The organism is Guptibacillus spartinae, assembly GCF_028610625.1.
GTDB classification, from domain to species: Bacteria; Bacillota; Bacilli; order Bacillales; family Guptibacillaceae; genus Guptibacillus; species Guptibacillus spartinae.
On the sequence record NZ_JAQQWU010000005.1, the window covers coordinates 89,056 to 105,374 of the forward strand.

At 38.7% G+C, this 16,319-nt stretch carries 21 protein-coding genes and 1 pseudogene; 4 read left to right on the plus strand and 18 right to left on the minus strand.

Going from position 1 to position 16,319, the window contains the following annotated elements:
- Nucleotides 1-139: 139 nt before the first annotated feature.
- Nucleotides 140-1,042, minus strand: a complete 903-nt coding sequence (locus tag PQ511_RS10790; protein ID WP_273851907.1) for a LysR family transcriptional regulator — start codon at nt 1,040-1,042, stop codon at nt 140-142.
- 111 nt (nt 1,043-1,153) lie between these two features.
- Here PQ511_RS10790 and PQ511_RS10795 point away from each other — a divergent pair, with 111 nt between their 5' ends.
- Both PQ511_RS10795 and PQ511_RS10800 read left to right on the plus strand, forming a co-directional pair.
- A complete protein-coding gene (locus PQ511_RS10795; RefSeq protein ID WP_273851909.1) occupies nt 1,154-1,801 on the plus strand; it encodes a class I SAM-dependent methyltransferase in 648 nt (215 codons plus the stop codon).
- A 30-nt stretch (nt 1,802-1,831) separates the two neighbouring features.
- Nucleotides 1,832-2,254, plus strand: coding sequence for a VOC family protein (locus PQ511_RS10800; protein ID WP_273851910.1), 423 nt, complete (start codon nt 1,832-1,834; stop codon nt 2,252-2,254).
- Nucleotides 2,255-2,631: 377 nt separating this feature from the next.
- Here the strand turns inward: PQ511_RS10800 and PQ511_RS10805 are convergent, their stop codons facing one another.
- From PQ511_RS10805 to PQ511_RS10840, 8 genes are all read right to left on the minus strand, one after another.
- Nucleotides 2,632-3,087 (minus strand): GNAT family N-acetyltransferase, encoded by a 456-nt coding sequence (locus tag PQ511_RS10805; RefSeq protein WP_273851911.1) that lies wholly within the window; start codon nt 3,085-3,087, stop codon nt 2,632-2,634.
- A gap of 49 nt (nt 3,088-3,136) precedes the next feature.
- Complete coding sequence (locus PQ511_RS10810) at nt 3,137-3,463, minus strand: hypothetical protein (RefSeq protein ID WP_273851912.1); 327 nt, start codon at nt 3,461-3,463, stop codon at nt 3,137-3,139.
- Nucleotides 3,464-3,621: 158 nt separating this feature from the next.
- Nucleotides 3,622-4,098, minus strand: a complete 477-nt coding sequence (locus tag PQ511_RS10815) for a GNAT family N-acetyltransferase (protein WP_273851913.1) — start codon at nt 4,096-4,098, stop codon at nt 3,622-3,624.
- 39 nt (nt 4,099-4,137) lie between these two features.
- Complete coding sequence (locus tag PQ511_RS10820; protein WP_273851914.1) at nt 4,138-5,004, minus strand: GNAT family N-acetyltransferase; 867 nt, start codon at nt 5,002-5,004, stop codon at nt 4,138-4,140.
- Nucleotides 5,005-5,119: 115 nt separating this feature from the next.
- Nucleotides 5,120-5,518, minus strand: coding sequence for a nuclear transport factor 2 family protein (locus PQ511_RS10825; protein WP_273851915.1), 399 nt, complete (start codon nt 5,516-5,518; stop codon nt 5,120-5,122).
- A gap of 41 nt (nt 5,519-5,559) precedes the next feature.
- Nucleotides 5,560-6,555: a phosphotransferase gene (locus PQ511_RS10830; protein WP_273851916.1), complete on the minus strand. Its 996-nt coding sequence runs from the start codon at nt 6,553-6,555 to the stop codon at nt 5,560-5,562.
- Between the two features lie 169 nt (nt 6,556-6,724).
- Nucleotides 6,725-7,102 (minus strand): YciI family protein, encoded by a 378-nt coding sequence (locus PQ511_RS10835; RefSeq protein ID WP_273851917.1) that lies wholly within the window; start codon nt 7,100-7,102, stop codon nt 6,725-6,727.
- An 88-nt stretch (nt 7,103-7,190) separates the two neighbouring features.
- A complete protein-coding gene (locus PQ511_RS10840; RefSeq protein WP_273851918.1) occupies nt 7,191-8,444 on the minus strand; it encodes an RNA polymerase sigma factor in 1,254 nt (417 codons plus the stop codon).
- A gap of 332 nt (nt 8,445-8,776) precedes the next feature.
- On the opposite strand from PQ511_RS10840, the gene PQ511_RS10845 reads away from it, so the two are divergent.
- Nucleotides 8,777-9,649, plus strand: a complete 873-nt coding sequence (locus tag PQ511_RS10845) for an N-acetylmuramoyl-L-alanine amidase family protein (RefSeq protein ID WP_273851919.1) — start codon at nt 8,777-8,779, stop codon at nt 9,647-9,649.
- 147 nt (nt 9,650-9,796) lie between these two features.
- Here PQ511_RS10845 and PQ511_RS10850 read toward each other — a convergent pair whose 3' ends face one another.
- From PQ511_RS10850 to PQ511_RS10870, 5 genes are all read right to left on the minus strand, one after another.
- On the minus strand, nt 9,797-10,735 hold the full coding sequence (locus tag PQ511_RS10850) for a phosphotransferase enzyme family protein (protein ID WP_273851920.1): 939 nt from the start codon (nt 10,733-10,735) through the stop codon (nt 9,797-9,799).
- A gap of 104 nt (nt 10,736-10,839) precedes the next feature.
- A complete protein-coding gene (locus PQ511_RS10855; RefSeq protein ID WP_273851921.1) occupies nt 10,840-11,325 on the minus strand; it encodes a GNAT family N-acetyltransferase in 486 nt (161 codons plus the stop codon).
- A 41-nt stretch (nt 11,326-11,366) separates the two neighbouring features.
- Complete coding sequence (locus PQ511_RS10860) at nt 11,367-11,984, minus strand: HAD family hydrolase (RefSeq protein ID WP_273851922.1); 618 nt, start codon at nt 11,982-11,984, stop codon at nt 11,367-11,369.
- A 259-nt stretch (nt 11,985-12,243) separates the two neighbouring features.
- A complete protein-coding gene (locus PQ511_RS10865) occupies nt 12,244-12,432 on the minus strand; it encodes a YjzC family protein (RefSeq protein WP_273851923.1) in 189 nt (62 codons plus the stop codon).
- Between the two features lie 232 nt (nt 12,433-12,664).
- Nucleotides 12,665-13,186, minus strand: a complete 522-nt coding sequence (locus PQ511_RS10870; RefSeq protein WP_273851924.1) for a tubby C-terminal domain-like protein — start codon at nt 13,184-13,186, stop codon at nt 12,665-12,667.
- Nucleotides 13,187-13,484: 298 nt separating this feature from the next.
- Here PQ511_RS10870 and PQ511_RS10875 point away from each other — a divergent pair, with 298 nt between their 5' ends.
- Nucleotides 13,485-14,153: a Type 1 glutamine amidotransferase-like domain-containing protein gene (locus tag PQ511_RS10875; protein ID WP_273852087.1), complete on the plus strand. Its 669-nt coding sequence runs from the start codon at nt 13,485-13,487 to the stop codon at nt 14,151-14,153.
- 57 nt (nt 14,154-14,210) lie between these two features.
- Here the strand turns inward: PQ511_RS10875 and PQ511_RS10880 are convergent, their stop codons facing one another.
- From PQ511_RS10880 to PQ511_RS10895, 4 genes and pseudogenes are all read right to left on the minus strand, one after another.
- Nucleotides 14,211-14,678: a hypothetical protein gene (locus PQ511_RS10880; protein WP_273851925.1), complete on the minus strand. Its 468-nt coding sequence runs from the start codon at nt 14,676-14,678 to the stop codon at nt 14,211-14,213.
- A gap of 311 nt (nt 14,679-14,989) precedes the next feature.
- A complete protein-coding gene (locus PQ511_RS10885) occupies nt 14,990-15,430 on the minus strand; it encodes an NUDIX domain-containing protein (protein ID WP_273851926.1) in 441 nt (146 codons plus the stop codon).
- 288 nt (nt 15,431-15,718) lie between these two features.
- Nucleotides 15,719-15,868, minus strand: coding sequence for a hypothetical protein (locus PQ511_RS10890; protein ID WP_273851927.1), 150 nt, complete (start codon nt 15,866-15,868; stop codon nt 15,719-15,721).
- Between the two features lie 196 nt (nt 15,869-16,064).
- A pseudogene (locus tag PQ511_RS10895) lies at nt 16,065-16,267 on the minus strand (GNAT family N-acetyltransferase); the annotation flags it as partial.
- Nucleotides 16,268-16,319: the final 52 nt, after the last annotated feature.

The window sequence follows — 16,319 nt, forward strand, 5'->3', positions numbered from 1 at the left end:
CGTTTAAATAAGATTAATTCCACATCCGCTAAGTACCATTCCTTCCCACCTTTTTCTTACATATTTAGTATATTCATCAATGGTAGCGATGTCAATCAGGACCGTTGGTGTAACAAGTTAGAGTGATAGGAGAATGACCTTAAAGCGACCTCAGTGTTGCTGCATGATTTTTCAACGTTTTTACAAAACGTTGCGCTGCTGGAGTAAGAGAAGATTCGCTTTCCAAACTAACTAGGGCAATCCACCTAGATAGTTCTGGCATGTCCACCGGCATAAGCCTTGTTAGAGTATCCCTCGTTATTAGATCTTGAGCGAGTGATTCAGTCAAAAGAGTGACACCACTTCCTGAACGAACAAAGTCAAGAGCTGTAGGTGGAGGAAGTTCAAGTCGATCCATGCCAAACGTCATATAAGATTGTTGCCAGTGTTTACTCTCATCACTCCAATCAGTCAAAATATAAGGACCACTATTTGCAAAAACCTCCTCTATTGTATAAGTTCTAGCTTTTAATTCACTTAATTGATGGTGCTTATGAGCCACTAGGATCAGTGGTTCCTTCATCAAAAGTAGCGTCTTTAAATCACGATTAAAAAAGGGATGAGTAATCAGCCCTATTTTAATAAACCCATCATAGAGCATCTCAAGAATTTGTTGGTTATGACCTGTATGAATGACCAAGTCGATTTCAGGATACTTCTCATGCATGTCAACTAGTGTTGAAGTAAATAGTCCTGTTGTAAATGTAGGTAATGTTCCTATTCTTACTTCTCCTCGTTTTCCTTCTTTAATGGATTGTGCCCTTTCTAGTCCCTTTACTAATACTTCTAACGCCTGACTCGCATAGGGAAGAAGCCCCTGCCCCAGGTCTGTCAGTTCCATATTTTTTCCGACACGATGAAACAATGAACCGCCAACACTCTTTTCCAGCTCTTTTATTCGTAAGCTGATGGTTGGTTGCGATACGTTTAAATATCTTGACGCTTTACTAAAGGAACCTAAACGAACAACCAATTCAAAAGCCCTTAATTGATTAATCTCCAATGCCACATCACTTCCATAAAAATAATTAATAGTAACTATAAACTATATTAGATTGTTTAATCTTTTTAATCTACTTATACTTTTTAATGTATAAAAGAAAGGCGGTGCCCAATGAATTTTTTAAAACGGATGGCAAGCATGATTGAAAACCAATACCAGCATCCCAAAGGGTTGTTAGGATGGTACATTGGTGAAAAAATGATACGACAACACAAACCAGAAACGATTTGGTCCATTTCATTATTAAACCTCCAAGAAGATGAAGATATCTTGGAGATCGGATGTGGAGCAGGGTATGCGATGAAACGTTTATTAAACGAACCTTCCGTTCACAAAGTAATCGGTTTGGATGTTTCTAAGGCGCTCCTACATTCTTCAGCGATCCGAAACAAAAAAGCAATAAAAAAAGGAAGAGCTCAAGTTGTCCACGGAAACGTTCATCAATTACCTTTTAACGATAAACAGTTTTCTAAAGTATTGAGTGTCCATTCCGTTTACTTCTGGGAGAACCTTCCTCAAGCCATGTCAGAAATAGCTAGAGTCCTTAAACCAAATGGAGCTGTTTCCCTAACGCTTTGCGACGGGAAAAATGGAGAGTCGTGGGATACGGTGAAGAACATGATTAAAAATGAACTCATTCCACTTATGAAACAGGTGGAATTTACAAATATAAGATTGGTGAAGGGACCTGATTCTAGAGGTTATCATACAGTAAGCATTACTGGAGAGCTCTTCGTTAAAATGGATGTGATAGAATGATTACACAATGAATGGGAGGGTGTTGGATTTATGAAGCCTAGAGTATCTGTCATCACGATTGGGGTAAATGACCTACAAAAAGCGTTACACTTTTATCGAGATGGTCTAGGGTTTCCAACTGAAGGAATCGTTGGTGAGGAGTTCGACCATGGCGCTGTCGCTTTCTTTGATTTGCAACCAGGTCTAAAACTTGCGATCTGGCCTCGGAAGGATATTGCACATGAAGCCAAGATAAACATTCATCAGCCAAGTCCTACTGAGTTTACTCTCGGACATAACGTCCATAGCAAGACAGAAGTTGATACTGTGATGGACAAAGCGAAAAAGGCAGGTGCCGTCATTACTGACCCTGCCCACGAAACATTTTGGGGAGGCTATGCTGGTCATTTTCAAGATCCTGATGGTCACTTGTGGGAGATTGTCTGGAACCCAGATTGGGATGAAGGAGACTAAGTTCCAAACGTTCTATTTGGTTTTAGTTTCACCCGTTTTTTCGGTAAAAAATTTATATTGGATTGTTCCGACTGTCATTGCTGTTAACCCAATTGCCAGGCCTCTTGAAATGGGGGTATCCGGAATAAAACGAAACTCAATGAACAACAGAAGCATCGTGATAAGTGGAAAGATCAAAAATCGTTTTGTCTTCGATATAATAAACACCCTTTCACACATCGTTTAATAAGACACATTTTCCCTAATTTAGAAATTAAAAACTTATGGGTCGATGCAACCACCGGCACCGAAACTAGAAAGAAACAGGTGCCTAAATAAACTAACCCCTGCTTCCGATTTCTCATGTCTTATTTATTTAAATATCCCCGTCTACAAGCTCAGATCTCTTTAATCATCATGACATTCGTTGTGTGGTAACCTAATTTTTCATATAAGCCCATCGCTACTTTGTTATGACCAAATACATGAAGCCCCATTTTCTTAATGCCTCTTTCTTTACCTATTATTTCGATCTGTTCCATTGCACGCTGACCATAACCTTTGCCTTGATATTTCTCTAAAATTCTAATATCTCGTATAAATCCTTTATCGTTTCCTTTGTGCTCCAGCCATATCATTCCGATTATTTTTTCCTCTATCAGAATATTGTATATGTCGTTCCTATCGGTTTTTTCTCTATCTGGTAAAAGCATTTCATACTCTTGCTTGGCTTTGTGCATTGCTTCTTGTGGATCCCAATTATTAGACAAGATTTTTTCATGTGCATAATCCTCAATCGCTGAAGAAAAATACTTTTGAAATTCACTCGATCCCATAAATCTTAAAGTAACCATTCTACTTCCCCCCTCAATGCATTTCATTCTTTTTTCCATCATTGATAACCTACCCGATCAAATAAGAAGAGTAATAAATCATCGTTATCACAAAACTACTGATGCAAAAGATAAGTAAACCAAGGGTGATGGGGTTAATTTTAAATCTAAAGACTTTGATTCCCCCTGCATCTTGGCCAGTTACCCCCTTCAGACTTGTATTGAACACATTGTTTTGTTGGGTCATAGAAAAAGAAAAGAGCCAAACAACACCAAATATGCCTATACCGCCAATAAAGAGAGTGTCGATGAAGCTTAAATTGATGAACGTTGAAACAATGAAAAGAAAGATTAATTCAGTCACAATTGTTAAAAGAACAAGATAACCTTTACGCATAAGCACTCGGACCTCCGATCGATCTTTTATCATAGTGGCTCGTTGTTAACGAGACATTTCCTTTTCATTTGTATACGTACGCCATCGCCAAATGGTTTCATTTTTGGAAATATTTAGATAAAATTCATCGTAAAAAAATGAGCCTACCATTGGTAAGCTCAGAGATTGTTAACGCGCACATATTCCATTTTCAAAAACTCGAAGGTACTACCATTCGTATCCTGCATGAACGTGTGAACATCTTTGAAACCTATCTTTCTGTATACGTTTATCGCTCTTTGATTAAAGGTCGCAACGGATAAGGTTATTTTACTAGGATTATATTTCTGATTAATAAACGCTAATCCCGCCTTTATAAAATCCTGACCTTTCCCTTTATTCGTTAGGTCAGGACGCATCCCTAAGCCAATATCAAAAGTAAGGTCATCCACTTTCGTAACGTTGAAAAAACCAACTAATTCTCTATTCTCCAAAACCGCAAAGGTAGAATCCCCACGCAGTTCAGGATCGACGAATTCTTGTAAATCTTCTTCATCCGCTTCCATATCATAAAAAGAATACTCCCCATCATAGTGCCAATTGTACGAAATGTCGTCTGCCTGAGCTTGTGTCATTACTTCAAATTGATAAGTCATACATATCCCCTTCATTAAAATTTACTTCAAAAAATTTCATCACTTCTTAGATAACTTAAAATAATCCATTGTAGAAGTCTCTTTAAACCCACACGATTGGTATAAATTTAAGGCATTCTTGTTCTTCACTGCCACTTGAAGCAAGACTTGTTGAGCTTGTCTTTCTCTTAACTCCTTTACGGCCTTCATCAGAATCTCTCTGCCAAAACCTTGCCCTCGGTATTCGGGAAGTACACCTAAACCATAAATGCCACCTATACCATTTTGTAGTTCAATATGAACTTTCCCTATCACCGACTGGTTCCATTCAGCAAGAAAAACATCCATCCCTTGCATTGATTCTTCCTCTGAATTCATATGAAAATAGATTTCATTTTGCCTTGCAATTTCCTTTGCATCTTGATTAAGCGCTTTACGAAAATGCAGTTTATTTGTAGGGGCTTCTTTTGCTTCACCTCTTAAATGCATCTCGTATTCTGCGTTTTCATAGTGAGCTCCCGTACTCTTTATAAATTCTATCCCAGATCTAGACTTGTGATCACTCAACAAAAGCATCTGTTTCGACTCTCTTTTATTCCACTCATCTTGAACGAGTGAAAACAACTGCTTAAAAACTCCCCTTCTCCTATAGTCAGGATGAACCATTCCATTTACTTCTAATGCTTCTGAACCAAATTGACAGATGCCCATATAGCCGATCAGTGTGTGACCTTCATAAAATAGAAACTCGTTGATGCTAGTTTTAACACTTTTGTTAGGAGATTGATTTCGTTTGTGATCAAGTTCTAGTTTTAGCGTTACCTCTTCTTTTTCAAGGCAGCACTCTTTTAATCTCAGGATTTCGTTATAGTCTTCTTCATTTAACGAAGGTTTTAGTTTAATAGTTGGATGGAGTATTGATTTCATTCTATATCGTTTCTCCTATGTCTTTAATATTTTTCTTTACAGACTACTTGAGACGCCAACAGTGATACATAAAATAGAGGGAATGGGTTCGCCTTTCACCAAATACGAAACTAGATTAAAAAGCACCATTTTCATTAGGTGAATTGTGAGGTATTTGTTGAGCGACATCCCACGCTTCAACGATCTGATTATTTTGAAAACGAAAAATATGTATCACCGACATTCCTAGGTCCTCCTGATTTTGTTTGATGTGTGAGTGAATGACAACACGATCTTCCTCTTCAATCGCTCGTTTAACCTCTAAGGTTTTGTTAGGATTCTTTAATGCATTCTCTTCCATCGCGATCATCAGTGAATTTGAATCCCCAGGGAAAAATGGATTGTGATGGCAAAAATCAGGACCAATATAACTGCGATAAGCTGCCCTCACTTTACCTGAAGAAACAAGTTGTAGAAAAGAGACTGCCTTCTCCTTATTGGAGCGTACACCCTCATTTTGTTGTGTTGGATTCATTTTAAAACCTCCTTTTTTTGATTCCTAAGCTGCCCACATTTTCACCAGTTTCCAAACATCTCATCGATCTTATAAAGATTCTCGCCTAACCAGTTCATTTCATTCTGAAACTGAACTTCTTGGTATCTAGTCTTATTGATAGTTTGACGTATCCACCAGGGGCTTTCCAAATACCAAAGTAAATAAAGAGATCGAGCAAACACGCCTTGTTCCAGGTTTCTCTTTGTCTGATATCCTTCCAAAAAAGCTTTAGCACTCTTGGAGTGAAAGTCATTTCCCTCTAAAGCCCCTGACATGATTGCTCTGGCAATATCTAATTCAGGATAATCAAAATGAAACCGATCAAAGTCAAGTATGGAAGATAACTGATCTTTATGAAACAGAAGGTTATCTACCCATAAATCCCGATGTGCCCATCCCGTTTCACAGGTGTGTAAGCAATCTAATTGAAACCGTTCCGTTGCGTTCATTTGGACGGCTACCATTTCTACCAAATCATCGTCTTCTTCAACTGCCGCATAGACCTCATTCCAATGATTTAATCGTTCTTCCACTTTTGGAGGCTTGAATTGTGGCGTTTTATCTCTTGGGTGGACCCCACCATTAGAAACAGTATGCATATGACCCGTCATTTGCCCTAGACTGTACATTTGATTCTCATTCAACGTCCCAGGGAAAAAATTGTCCCCCTCTTCAAACTCCATCATCACAAATCTTTCCTCACCAGAGGTTTTATGGATCACATGATTGTCGTGGATGAGAACCCTGGGGCAAAGCGTGCCATTTTCTTGTTGCCTTACCTGTTCACGCAAAGCGAAATCCTGCTCCAATTTAATCTTTTCAAAGTCATGTGAGGCATATCGCTCTCGACTAATTTGCTTTATCACGTAAATGCCTTTTTCCGTTTGAATTTTCCACTTCAAATTTAAATAGCCTCTATTGATCGGAGTAGCTTTTTCAATATGTAAATCAAACCAACATTCAATCGCATCACTTAATTCTAGAAAAATATCATTTGAAGTTTTCTTTACTGCCAAACTCCTGTCCTCCTTCATTCATCCATTTCCCTTGAAAACTTTGCTGCTCTTGCAAAACCTCCTTAATTTTAACATTAATATCCAGATGGTTGGATTAAAAAAGCGCAACCACTATTGATTGGTTTGCGCTCCTATTTCAAGATCCCTATCCTGTTCAGAGGCATCAAAATTAGCTCAATTCATTTTTAAAGTAATGAACTGGGCGAATTTCAATGCGCCAGCCTAGTTCTTCTCCTATGTTCAATTGTGTCGTCGGATGAAGAGAAGCTAACTCGATCGCTTCATCCATGTTCTCAGCTTCGACCATAAAAACACTTCCAATCAGTTCTTTTGTTTCTGCGAAAGGACCATCCGTTACGGTTACCTTTCCTTTATTACGTTTCAAACTTTTTGTTTCGACTGACAGTCCAGCGTCCATCATGACCTTACCACTTACATAGAAATGATCGAGGTGTGGCTGGCATTCATTCATAATCTCCTCAATTTTCCCCTTCGGCTGTGCATCCATTTTTTCAGGCATAAAATAACCCATACATAAAAATTTCATCGTTTTCTCTCCTCGTTTGCTTGAATTTTTTGTACCTATTTACTCAACGATTCGTAAATGGAGAAATCGACAAAACTTCAATCTAATTTTATTCCAAACAATCTTTGGCCTGTTTCAATAGGAATTTCTTTTCCTGAACATTTTGAGTTAACGAAGCCGCACGTTGAAATTCTTCATATGCATGCCTCTTTCTTCCTAGCTTTAAGAGTAAACTCCCCCTTACGCTCGGAAGCAAGTGATAGTTCTTTAACGTAGGCTCTGAAAGAAGCGAATCCACCATCTTAAGTCCAACTTCTGGTCCATCTGCCATCGATCGAGCAACCGCCCGATTCAGTTCAACGACCGGAGATGGAACGACTTCTGCAAGGTCATCATATAGCTCAGAAATACGCTTCCAATTGGTTTCGTCTGGTAAAATGGCTCTTGCATGGCATGCAGCTATGGCAGCTTGCAATGCATACCTACCTTGCGCTCCTCCTAGTTCTTCTGCTTTTCTTAGTGCAGCCATACCTCGACCAATGTGTTCTTGATCCCATAACGATCGGTTCTGATCCATTAGCAAAATCATTTCACCTTCTCCATTGGTTCGCGCATTAAAACGGGATGCTTGCAACTCCATTAAAGCGAGAAGGCCATAACTTTCCGGTTCTGTATGAAGAAGATCTACTAAAACCTGACCCATTCTTATTGCTTCATGACAAAGATTGATTCGGATCACATGATCACCTGAGGAAGCAGCATACCCTTCATTAAACATCAGATAGATCACTTCCAAAACTGAACTAAGCCGTTCCGTATACGCTGTCTTCTGAGGAACCTCGAAAGGGACATTGCTCGTCGCAAGTGTCCGTTTTGCCCGGACAATCCGCTGGGCAATCGTGGATTCAGATATAAGAAACGCATTCGCGATTTCTTCTGTTGTCAGTCCTCCAACCACTCTTAGCGTAAGCGCTACACGAGCATTTTTCGATAATACAGGATGACATGTCATAAAAATCAATCGAAGCAAATTATCCTGAATTTCCTCGTCATGATGAATCGTCCAGTCAGGCTCATCATGTGTCTTCCCTTCATATGCCATTTGTTCATATTTTTGATTTAGTCGTTTTTTCCGCCGCATCATGTCAATGGCTTTTCGCTTAGCAACTGTTATCAGCCATGCACCAGGTTTATCTGGAATACCAGAGACGGGCCACCGTTCAAGCGCTACGATTAGGGTGTCCTGCGCAAGATCTTCCGCTACACCAATATCCCTCACCATCCGGGTTAGTACAGCAACGATTTTAGCAGATTCCTCTCTCCAGATTGCCTCGATCCTTTGGTTGATGAATGACGTTTTCATCATTCTTTCTCCCTTCCACTGTTAGAAAGTTAACGAATGAAAATGATGAGGACTAAATATTCTTATTAATTATCTTTTTATAGTGAAAATTCCCGCAAAACCCAATCACACCCCAAATAATTCCATATAGTAATAAGGAAGGAATAGCTTGTATCATTTTATATTCATTGTTCATTTTGAACTATCCTTCATCCTGAGCTTGAAAATTCTCTCCTAACTGGAGCAGTTGTTACTGGACCAGTGGAATTTTCAGGCGTTTCTTACACGGTTATAAGTCTTATGTACAAATAAATAAAGGGATCCCCCCCTCATACTTTAAAAGAGGTGAGCTTATGCCTAAACTAATTGCCTTAGATGATGGCCATGGAATGAATACTCCTGGAAAAAGAACACCCTATCTTCCAGAAATCGGTCGCTCCATTCAAGAGAATGAATTTAATAGAGAAGTGGTCAAGTATCTTAAAATTGAATTAGAGCGATGTGGATTTCAAACTCTATTAGTAGCTCCTACCAATACAGATACGCCACTCTCAACACGGACAAACCTTGCGAACAGCAAGAAAGCAGATGCCTATATCGCAATCCACTACAATGCCTTTGATGGCTCATTTAGTGGAGCAAACCCGAGTGGCATCGAACTATACGTTTATTTAGGTCATACAAACAAAGAAGCTGGTAAACTCGCTTCCTCCATCGCAAAATACCTTCGACAGGGAACGCCGCAAAATTACCGAGGGATTTTAGAAGCAGATTTTCACGTTTTACGCGAAACAAACATGATCGCCGTCCTAACCGAAAACGGCTTTATGGATAACAAACCTGAAGCTTTACTCATGCTAGATAAAGATTTTCAAAAGGAAGTAGCGATTGAACACGCCAAAGGCATTTGTGATTATTATGGCGTGACTTATAAGCCTGATAAACCTAGTAAACCTGATCAACCTGAGGAGGAGATGAGCTTGTTAAAAGTAGCGGTAGTTGTAAACTCATTTATTGATTACCCTGTTGCTGAGTTATTAGCCAATCGTGTTGCAGCCCCGATTTATACAAGAAGCGTAGCTTCAAACAATAAAGTGGCGAGTGAATTACTTGTCGTAGGTGGAAAATCTAGTGGGTTAAAAGCAGATAAATTCACAGTACTTTCTGGTACAGACCGATTTGCAACTGCCGCAAAGGTTAAAAAATATATTGATTCAATCAGATAAGCCATTGAAGATGCTAAGGTAGTAGTCATTCACGATTGTGGTTCCAACCAGGAGTGGTAATAGAAAGGTAATTAAGAGTGATTCACATCTACAATCGCCTGATTTTTGGATTTCTCAGAAGTTAGGCTTTACTCCAAATTATTAGTCTTAACTCGTTAGTAGAGAATGATGATGTTCAAGCCTTATTCTAAAATGATTCATGATTCTAACTTGATCTTCCGTTAACCGATCTTGATCCCAGTACATATGCATTAAGCTATACTCAAAGACTTCCTTTAATTTAATAAATAAAGGCAGCTGACCTTTCATCTCTGGTGATAAGTTATTTTCCTCCTGGTAACCGTCAATAATTGCTTTTGTCATCGCTCGTCCATAGTCACCGATGTTCCCCCCACCAACATACGAATATTCCATCGCACTATAAACGGCAGCAGCTAGGTCGAAAACATAAAAGTGCTTCTCGCAATCTTGAAAATCAATCATTGTTAAATTTGATTCTTGATCAACTAATAGATTTTCTAAGCACAAATCGCCATGGAGCAATCCATAATTAGAATAGGATTTTGAAAGGTTTTTTATTGTGGATAAGATGTCATGTGCCACCTCTCTAATCGTACGTTCTTCTTTAGGAATATACTTCAGAAAGGCGTACTCCTCATTCTCATACCAGTCATTAATATGATGGACGGGATGGATTTCTTCAAATTTCTGGGACAAACGGTGCAATCGACCTATTTGCCGACCTAGTTTATGAAACACATTGGGCTGCCACAGCTTTCTTGACAAATGGATTCCAGGAGCCGATTGATAAACAACCGTAAGCATTTCCCTGTCTAGCATGACCTTTTCGACTACTTCTCCATTTACAGAAGTGATGGCTGGTGATACACCGAAACCTTCTTGATAGAGGAAATTAGTATAAGTCACCTCATCTACCTGTTCCTCATAGCTTTTGTAGTTGGTCACCCTGGCGTAGTAAGTACCATGTTCCGCAATACAACGAAACATCTCATCTGTGATCGCCTCTACTTTGATCAAATTCAAAGGGTATTTTTCGTTCAGTAATAGAAGTAACTGATCATTCATACAAGACTCTTCCTTTCCCCAGGAGCTTAGTAAATGGAGAATTGATTTACGTTAGAACTCGTATTCGCATACGATCAATCCCGATTACCTAATGTAGTAGAAATTTATCCCTTTACGAGTCTGAATTTAGACTGCTTATTTCCAAACCGTTCGAGCTCTTCCTCAAAATGCATTCCAGCTTTTTGAAGGACATAACAGGAAGCCTTATTTTGAGATTGGGTTTCAGCCACAATGGTAGAATAGCCTAATGTTTCAACCCCAAATTTCAGTATGTGCGTAATGACTTCTGTGGCATAACCATTCCCCCAATAAGCAGGTAAAAATTGATAGCCAATTTCTATATCTTGATTATCGTGATACGTATCTAGAAAAACCAGTCCTATGAATTCTTCCGTTTCTCTTAACCGAATGGACCAATGCAAAGCTGCATTTGGAGACTGGATCATTTCATTGAATCTCTTCTCATAAGTAGCTTCATCAACTGTACCACCTAAATATTTCCGAACCCGCTCATTTTCATATAATCGTTTAACATCCCCATAATTCTTTATTGAAAGAGGACTTAGGATACATCGTTCTGAGTTTAACAAATCACTTTCTCCTTTCCCTCAACCGTTTTCAACCGCTGTGATTAATAAAATTTTGACAGCTCCGAAAACGCCTTAATCACATCATCGGATTCCGATACTTCTCCAAAACCGTATTGCGCATAAATGAAAGGAATTCTGGCGTACCTTGCTGCCTTTCGATCTCCTTCTGTATCCCCTACATAAATAGGGGAAGTTAACTGGTTTCTCTCTACAATCAGCTGAATATTTTCCCCTTTTGAAAGACCTGTTCGCCCAGGGTTTTCAAAGTCTTGAAAATATTTCTCAAGTTTGTGATACGCATAAAAAGATTCAATATAGCCATCCTGGCAGTTGCTGACGATATAGAGTTTGTAAGCGTTTGATAGATTCCGCAGTACGGTCTCTACCTGAGGAAAAAGAGAACCACCGTGTTTTTCTAGGTATTCTTCTTCGACCTCACAACACGACCTTATCACCTGTTCGCGAACTTCTTCAGATAAATAAGGAAACAGTTTTAAACCGATCTCTTGCATTTGTAACCCCATCGTTCCTTCAAAGTCCTTCCTCGTCAGTTCCCGATGAACTTGTGGATGTTCCTTTAGATAGCTATTCCAAGCCAGTAATACAGTATCAATCGGATCCCAGATGGTCCCGTCTAGGTCAAAAATAATGCTATCCATTACGATGATCCCTCCTTTAAAAGTGCCTGGTCGTTTCTTATCCTTTAGTAAGTACAAAAACATGCTTTCCTTTTTTACTATGTATAGCCCCTTTGTTACATGAAGTTATCTCATTCCTTCTATAATAGTAACATTAATTTCCATAAATAAAGGGTTCTTTGATGAAACAGTGAGCCTAACGGATTATGAATTTTAAGTCATTAAGAGAACAAAAAAACCTCTGAGAACGAATGTACATTCTCGGAGGTTCAGTTTCCATTTAATTTGATTTTTTCCAATACGCCGCATCTTGGTTGGATTGAGATGGAGGAAATGTCTCTCCACTGCTTAGTTCAATGTTTTTTTCATTTTCCGTATTCGCATTCTCATTTGATTCGTTTACTAACCCAACAAATTCATATGTTCCACTCTCAGGTGCTTTTTCGCCAGTCTTAAAACGATCTGCCATTATAAAAAACTCCTTTGTCAGTTTTTTTGTTACATGAAGGAATGTACCCCATATATCAATATCAAAACCAAACGGAGCATATTAAGTATTTTTTTACCATCACACTAAAATAAGCTAAGCGAATGTTACTAATGACTAAAATCTCTCCTTCATATGGGCTTGCCCAACGAATGGCCTTAAGCCTTGTACATCCTCCACTCTCAAACACCTATCAAGTTAGCATCACATTCGTCTACCCAGCGTGTAAATAAGTATGGAACAAACCTAGAAGCAATAGTTTATCATTTTCATATTGTTCGTCTAGTAATTTGAAATAGGCTTTAAATGGCACCTTTAACGAACTGTTCCACTCTGCAATGGCCGAGCCATTCTTATAAATTTTCGCTTTCTCCATGAAAGGTTTTTTCAATGTGAATGTTTCTCCACTGTAAGTAAACGTGGTTACCTCACCTACATCAAATGATTTTTTATCTACAAGGTGGATAAATTCCTTTGTCGCTTTATTAGTTTCGTATTCAATAAAATAGTGTCGCCTCTTAAAAATATTTAAGCTTCTTATTGCATGAAAGCGTTCATGATTATTTTGATCAACTACTTTATAATTTCCGCTGAATCGTCCATTCAATAGGAGATCAGCAAGCATTTCCCAAACATTTTTATAATACTTCTCAATCTCCCCGATCACCTTCCCATCTTCACTATATATCTCAGAAGCTTTCGTGGATAAGGTAGTAAAAAATCGATATTCATACATAACAGCACATCCTATAGTTAGCATTTGCTAATTTCCACCCATCAGGTATGACCTTCACAACTGCTGGGTTTTCTATTGAGGCTCCATATTTTGTTTCAGTACAAGAACATCACCTAGTACCAATTATTTCAAACTCCTCCGCCTAGCTCAATCTTTTATTTCAAATTAACGTTGTCTCACTTTTAAAGGTAAGCTCATGATAAAATGATTGAAAGATAACTACCCTCAATGGATTACCCAAAAAGAGTAGAAGGAGGAAAAACGGATGAAAGATTCAGGTTCCTCGAAACCTCGTGGCTTGAAACTTCTGCTAACTTCAGCAGGGGTCAATAACCCAACGATTCACCATGCGCTGGTAGACATGTTGGACAAACCGATTGCCGATTCCAAGGCTTTATGCATTCCTACTGCGATGTACGGACACCCCTGGGTCGGCCCCGGAGTCAAAACCTGGGAGTTCATTACAGGAAATTCGGAAAACCCCCTGGTTAACTTAGGGTGGAAGTCGGTCGGTGTTCTAGAGCTCACCGCGCTGCCAAGCATCGACGAAAGCCGCTGGGTGCCTCTTGTACAGGAGACAGATGTCTTTCTAGTATCGGGAGGCGATGCTCTCTATCTTTACCACTGGATGCAGCAATCCGGATTTGCCGCCCTCTTCCCATCGCTTGACGCCGTTTATGTTGGAATGAGTGCCGGGAGCATGGTGATGGGGCCGAAAGTCGGTGAAGAATTCATAGGCTGGCGTCCACCCAACGATCTTGATCAAACATTAGGTCTAGTGGATTTCGCACTGTTTCCTCACCTCGAGCACGAGATGTTACCGGAAAATACACTCGCCAATGCAGAAAAGTGGGCGGCTGGCGTTTCCGTTCCAGGATACGCCATTGATGATCAAACGGCGATCCAAGTCACGGGTGGCGTGGTAAAGGTGATTTCCGAGGGGCAATGGAAGTTATTTTCTTTATAACGCATGTTATTTCATAAAAATAGAGCTTATCCGAACAACAGATAAGCTCTATTGGGATTAATTCTGAATCGATTCATCTGAAACATCCCCATCATACTCGTTTAGCTTTTTTATTCTTCTTATTTCTCCAATATTATAGAAGAGCCAAACGATGAATAAACTGATCGTATCTTGAGGAAAGTCTATGTTTAAAGCTCCTAAATCCCATTGAAAATAGAATATAGTTGAACCAGTACTCAGGACGAAAATAAAAATCAAACCTATAATCGCTTTTACCTTCCACTTTTTCTCCCCATGACGATCGATCTTGAAATTCAGATCTTTTTGCATGGCCCTGGTCCCTATAACCTTCTTCGTCCACATCGTATAGATCATATTCACTACCAAAATCCATAAGACAGCACAACAAAAACCGAAAAGGAATGGAACAGATCCCCAAAGTTCTATATAAAAACCAAGCAAAACAATAAGCAAAAACATGATAAGGTTGTTTTGTAATAACAGCTTCTTTTTAATCTGCTTCATTTCTTGGATATCCCACTTTCCTACCTCCATCAACTCGATCCCTTCCGTTACGTTTTTTTGTTACTGAAACCGTCTCATTAACTGCTTGAAAACTTCTCTTTAGTTTCGCTACTTTAGTCCTATAACGCTTCCCTTTTCCAATTATTTCAAACCCCTTTCTACTACAAGAAGACTATTTTATAACTAACTGAAATTGAAAAGGGAACCCCATCCAAAATGGGGTCCTCTCAAGTTAGCATATTAGCTCTCTCCCAATTTTGCATCTAACCTTCCACAAACTCCAACGTTACTTGAATAAGGAATAGCCAACTTTAACGAATGAATGCCCTATCTTTTTTAGCAAGAGCATCTTTTAACCAGCGAGGGTCCATTTTCAATAAATCATCAGGTAGCGTTTCATGTCCAAAAAATTTAATTTCAAGTGATTCATCTGAATGACAACTAAGTTCTCCTCCTGTAACTTCAGCTAAAAAACAAGTTGTGATAAAGTGTACGACTTTACCTTTTGGATAAACAAACACTTGTGAATGAGGATCAGAATAAACACCAATCAGCTTGTTAATTCTTATATCTAAGTTTGTTTCCTCTTTTATTTCCCTAATAGCTGCTTCAGAAACTGTTTCTCCTATTTCGACATGTCCCGAAGGAATCCCCCATAACGCTACATCTGCTCTTTTCTGTAATAATACCTGATTCTTCTTATTCAAGATTATTACAGCAACACCAGCTTTGATTTCATCAATTTTCTCCATACAATAAACCTCCTTAAAAAATAAAAAAAGCCCGAGGGGAAAAGTTTCAACGCATAACAAATACGCTGAACCTTTCCCCTCGGACCTTTTATGTCAATAGGTGCCTTTTACTTTAGTAAAAGAGATAGCCCTCGGTCACAGACCTATAAATAGCGGAACCCTAGCTACAATTTTCCAGTTCATAGAACAAAGATTATTTTTTTATATTTCATATTTTACAATAAATCATAAAACAATGAAAGGTGTTCTTACACTAAACTACACCCTTAGTTAGCGTTTTCTATCATATTATTGATCCGTCTGTTCTTGCTTCTTTTTTAAATACTCCGCACGTATTTTTTTAAGATGATTCTTTTTATCAAATTTGGCAGTTGACTGTTTTTCATGAAACTTTGTCACAGCTACCTTACTTTTACGATCCAATTGATATCTTCCCACTTTATTCACCACTTTTCTTCTCTTACAAGAGAATCTATTCAACAATATAATATACCTTATTTTACTGCAATAATCTTTATTTTGACTTATTTTACAGAAAGGCTCCGAAATTAATGAATACTCCGTATCAAGATATCTTCTTTAACACCATCATGCTTCTATTACTTGATAAACTCTCTTTTGGTAATGGAATACCTTATAAATCATCACATTTACCACAAGTAGATTCATAGTGTCTGAGTAAGCCTAGTTTGCTTACCACTTTTTGTGATTAAATCCATACCTAATAATAGCTTCTAGTGCTTCAGAGGCAATGCCTTTTCCCCAATAATCTTTACTTCATTCAAATCCAACTTCAACTCTATACTGTTTGTGCTGCATATTTAGATCCCCACAGCTATAACCCTACCAGAGTCTTTTAACGTAACTCCCCAAACATATTTAAACGTTT

Excerpts from the sequence above, each read along its gene's own strand:
- PQ511_RS10870 (WP_273851924.1), bottom strand. The coding sequence starts at position 13,186 with ATGTATGAATATCGATTTTTTACTACCTTATCCACGAAAGCTTCTGAG.
- PQ511_RS10840 (WP_273851918.1), bottom strand. The coding sequence starts at position 8,444 with ATGAAAACGTCATTCATCAACCAAAGGATCGAGGCAATCTGGAGAGAG.
- PQ511_RS10850 (WP_273851920.1), bottom strand. The coding sequence starts at position 10,735 with ATGAATGATCAGTTACTTCTATTACTGAACGAAAAATACCCTTTGAAT.
- PQ511_RS10885 (WP_273851926.1), bottom strand. The coding sequence starts at position 15,430 with ATGGAGAAAATTGATGAAATCAAAGCTGGTGTTGCTGTAATAATCTTG.
- PQ511_RS10795 (WP_273851909.1), top strand. The coding sequence starts at position 1,154 with ATGAATTTTTTAAAACGGATGGCAAGCATGATTGAAAACCAATACCAG.
- PQ511_RS10800 (WP_273851910.1), top strand. The coding sequence starts at position 1,832 with ATGAAGCCTAGAGTATCTGTCATCACGATTGGGGTAAATGACCTACAA.
- PQ511_RS10865 (WP_273851923.1), bottom strand. The coding sequence starts at position 12,432 with ATGGCAGATCGTTTTAAGACTGGCGAAAAAGCACCTGAGAGTGGAACA.
- PQ511_RS10880 (WP_273851925.1), bottom strand. The coding sequence starts at position 14,678 with ATGAAGCAGATTAAAAAGAAGCTGTTATTACAAAACAACCTTATCATG.
- PQ511_RS10860 (WP_273851922.1), bottom strand. The coding sequence starts at position 11,984 with ATGGATAGCATTATTTTTGACCTAGACGGGACCATCTGGGATCCGATT.
- PQ511_RS10845 (WP_273851919.1), top strand. The coding sequence starts at position 8,777 with ATGCCTAAACTAATTGCCTTAGATGATGGCCATGGAATGAATACTCCT.
- PQ511_RS10805 (WP_273851911.1), bottom strand. The coding sequence starts at position 3,087 with ATGGTTACTTTAAGATTTATGGGATCGAGTGAATTTCAAAAGTATTTT.
- PQ511_RS10825 (WP_273851915.1), bottom strand. The coding sequence starts at position 5,518 with ATGAATCCAACACAACAAAATGAGGGTGTACGCTCCAATAAGGAGAAG.
- PQ511_RS10835 (WP_273851917.1), bottom strand. The coding sequence starts at position 7,102 with ATGAAATTTTTATGTATGGGTTATTTTATGCCTGAAAAAATGGATGCA.
- PQ511_RS10820 (WP_273851914.1), bottom strand. The coding sequence starts at position 5,004 with ATGAAATCAATACTCCATCCAACTATTAAACTAAAACCTTCGTTAAAT.
- PQ511_RS10815 (WP_273851913.1), bottom strand. The coding sequence starts at position 4,098 with ATGACTTATCAATTTGAAGTAATGACACAAGCTCAGGCAGACGACATT.
- PQ511_RS10810 (WP_273851912.1), bottom strand. The coding sequence starts at position 3,463 with ATGCGTAAAGGTTATCTTGTTCTTTTAACAATTGTGACTGAATTAATC.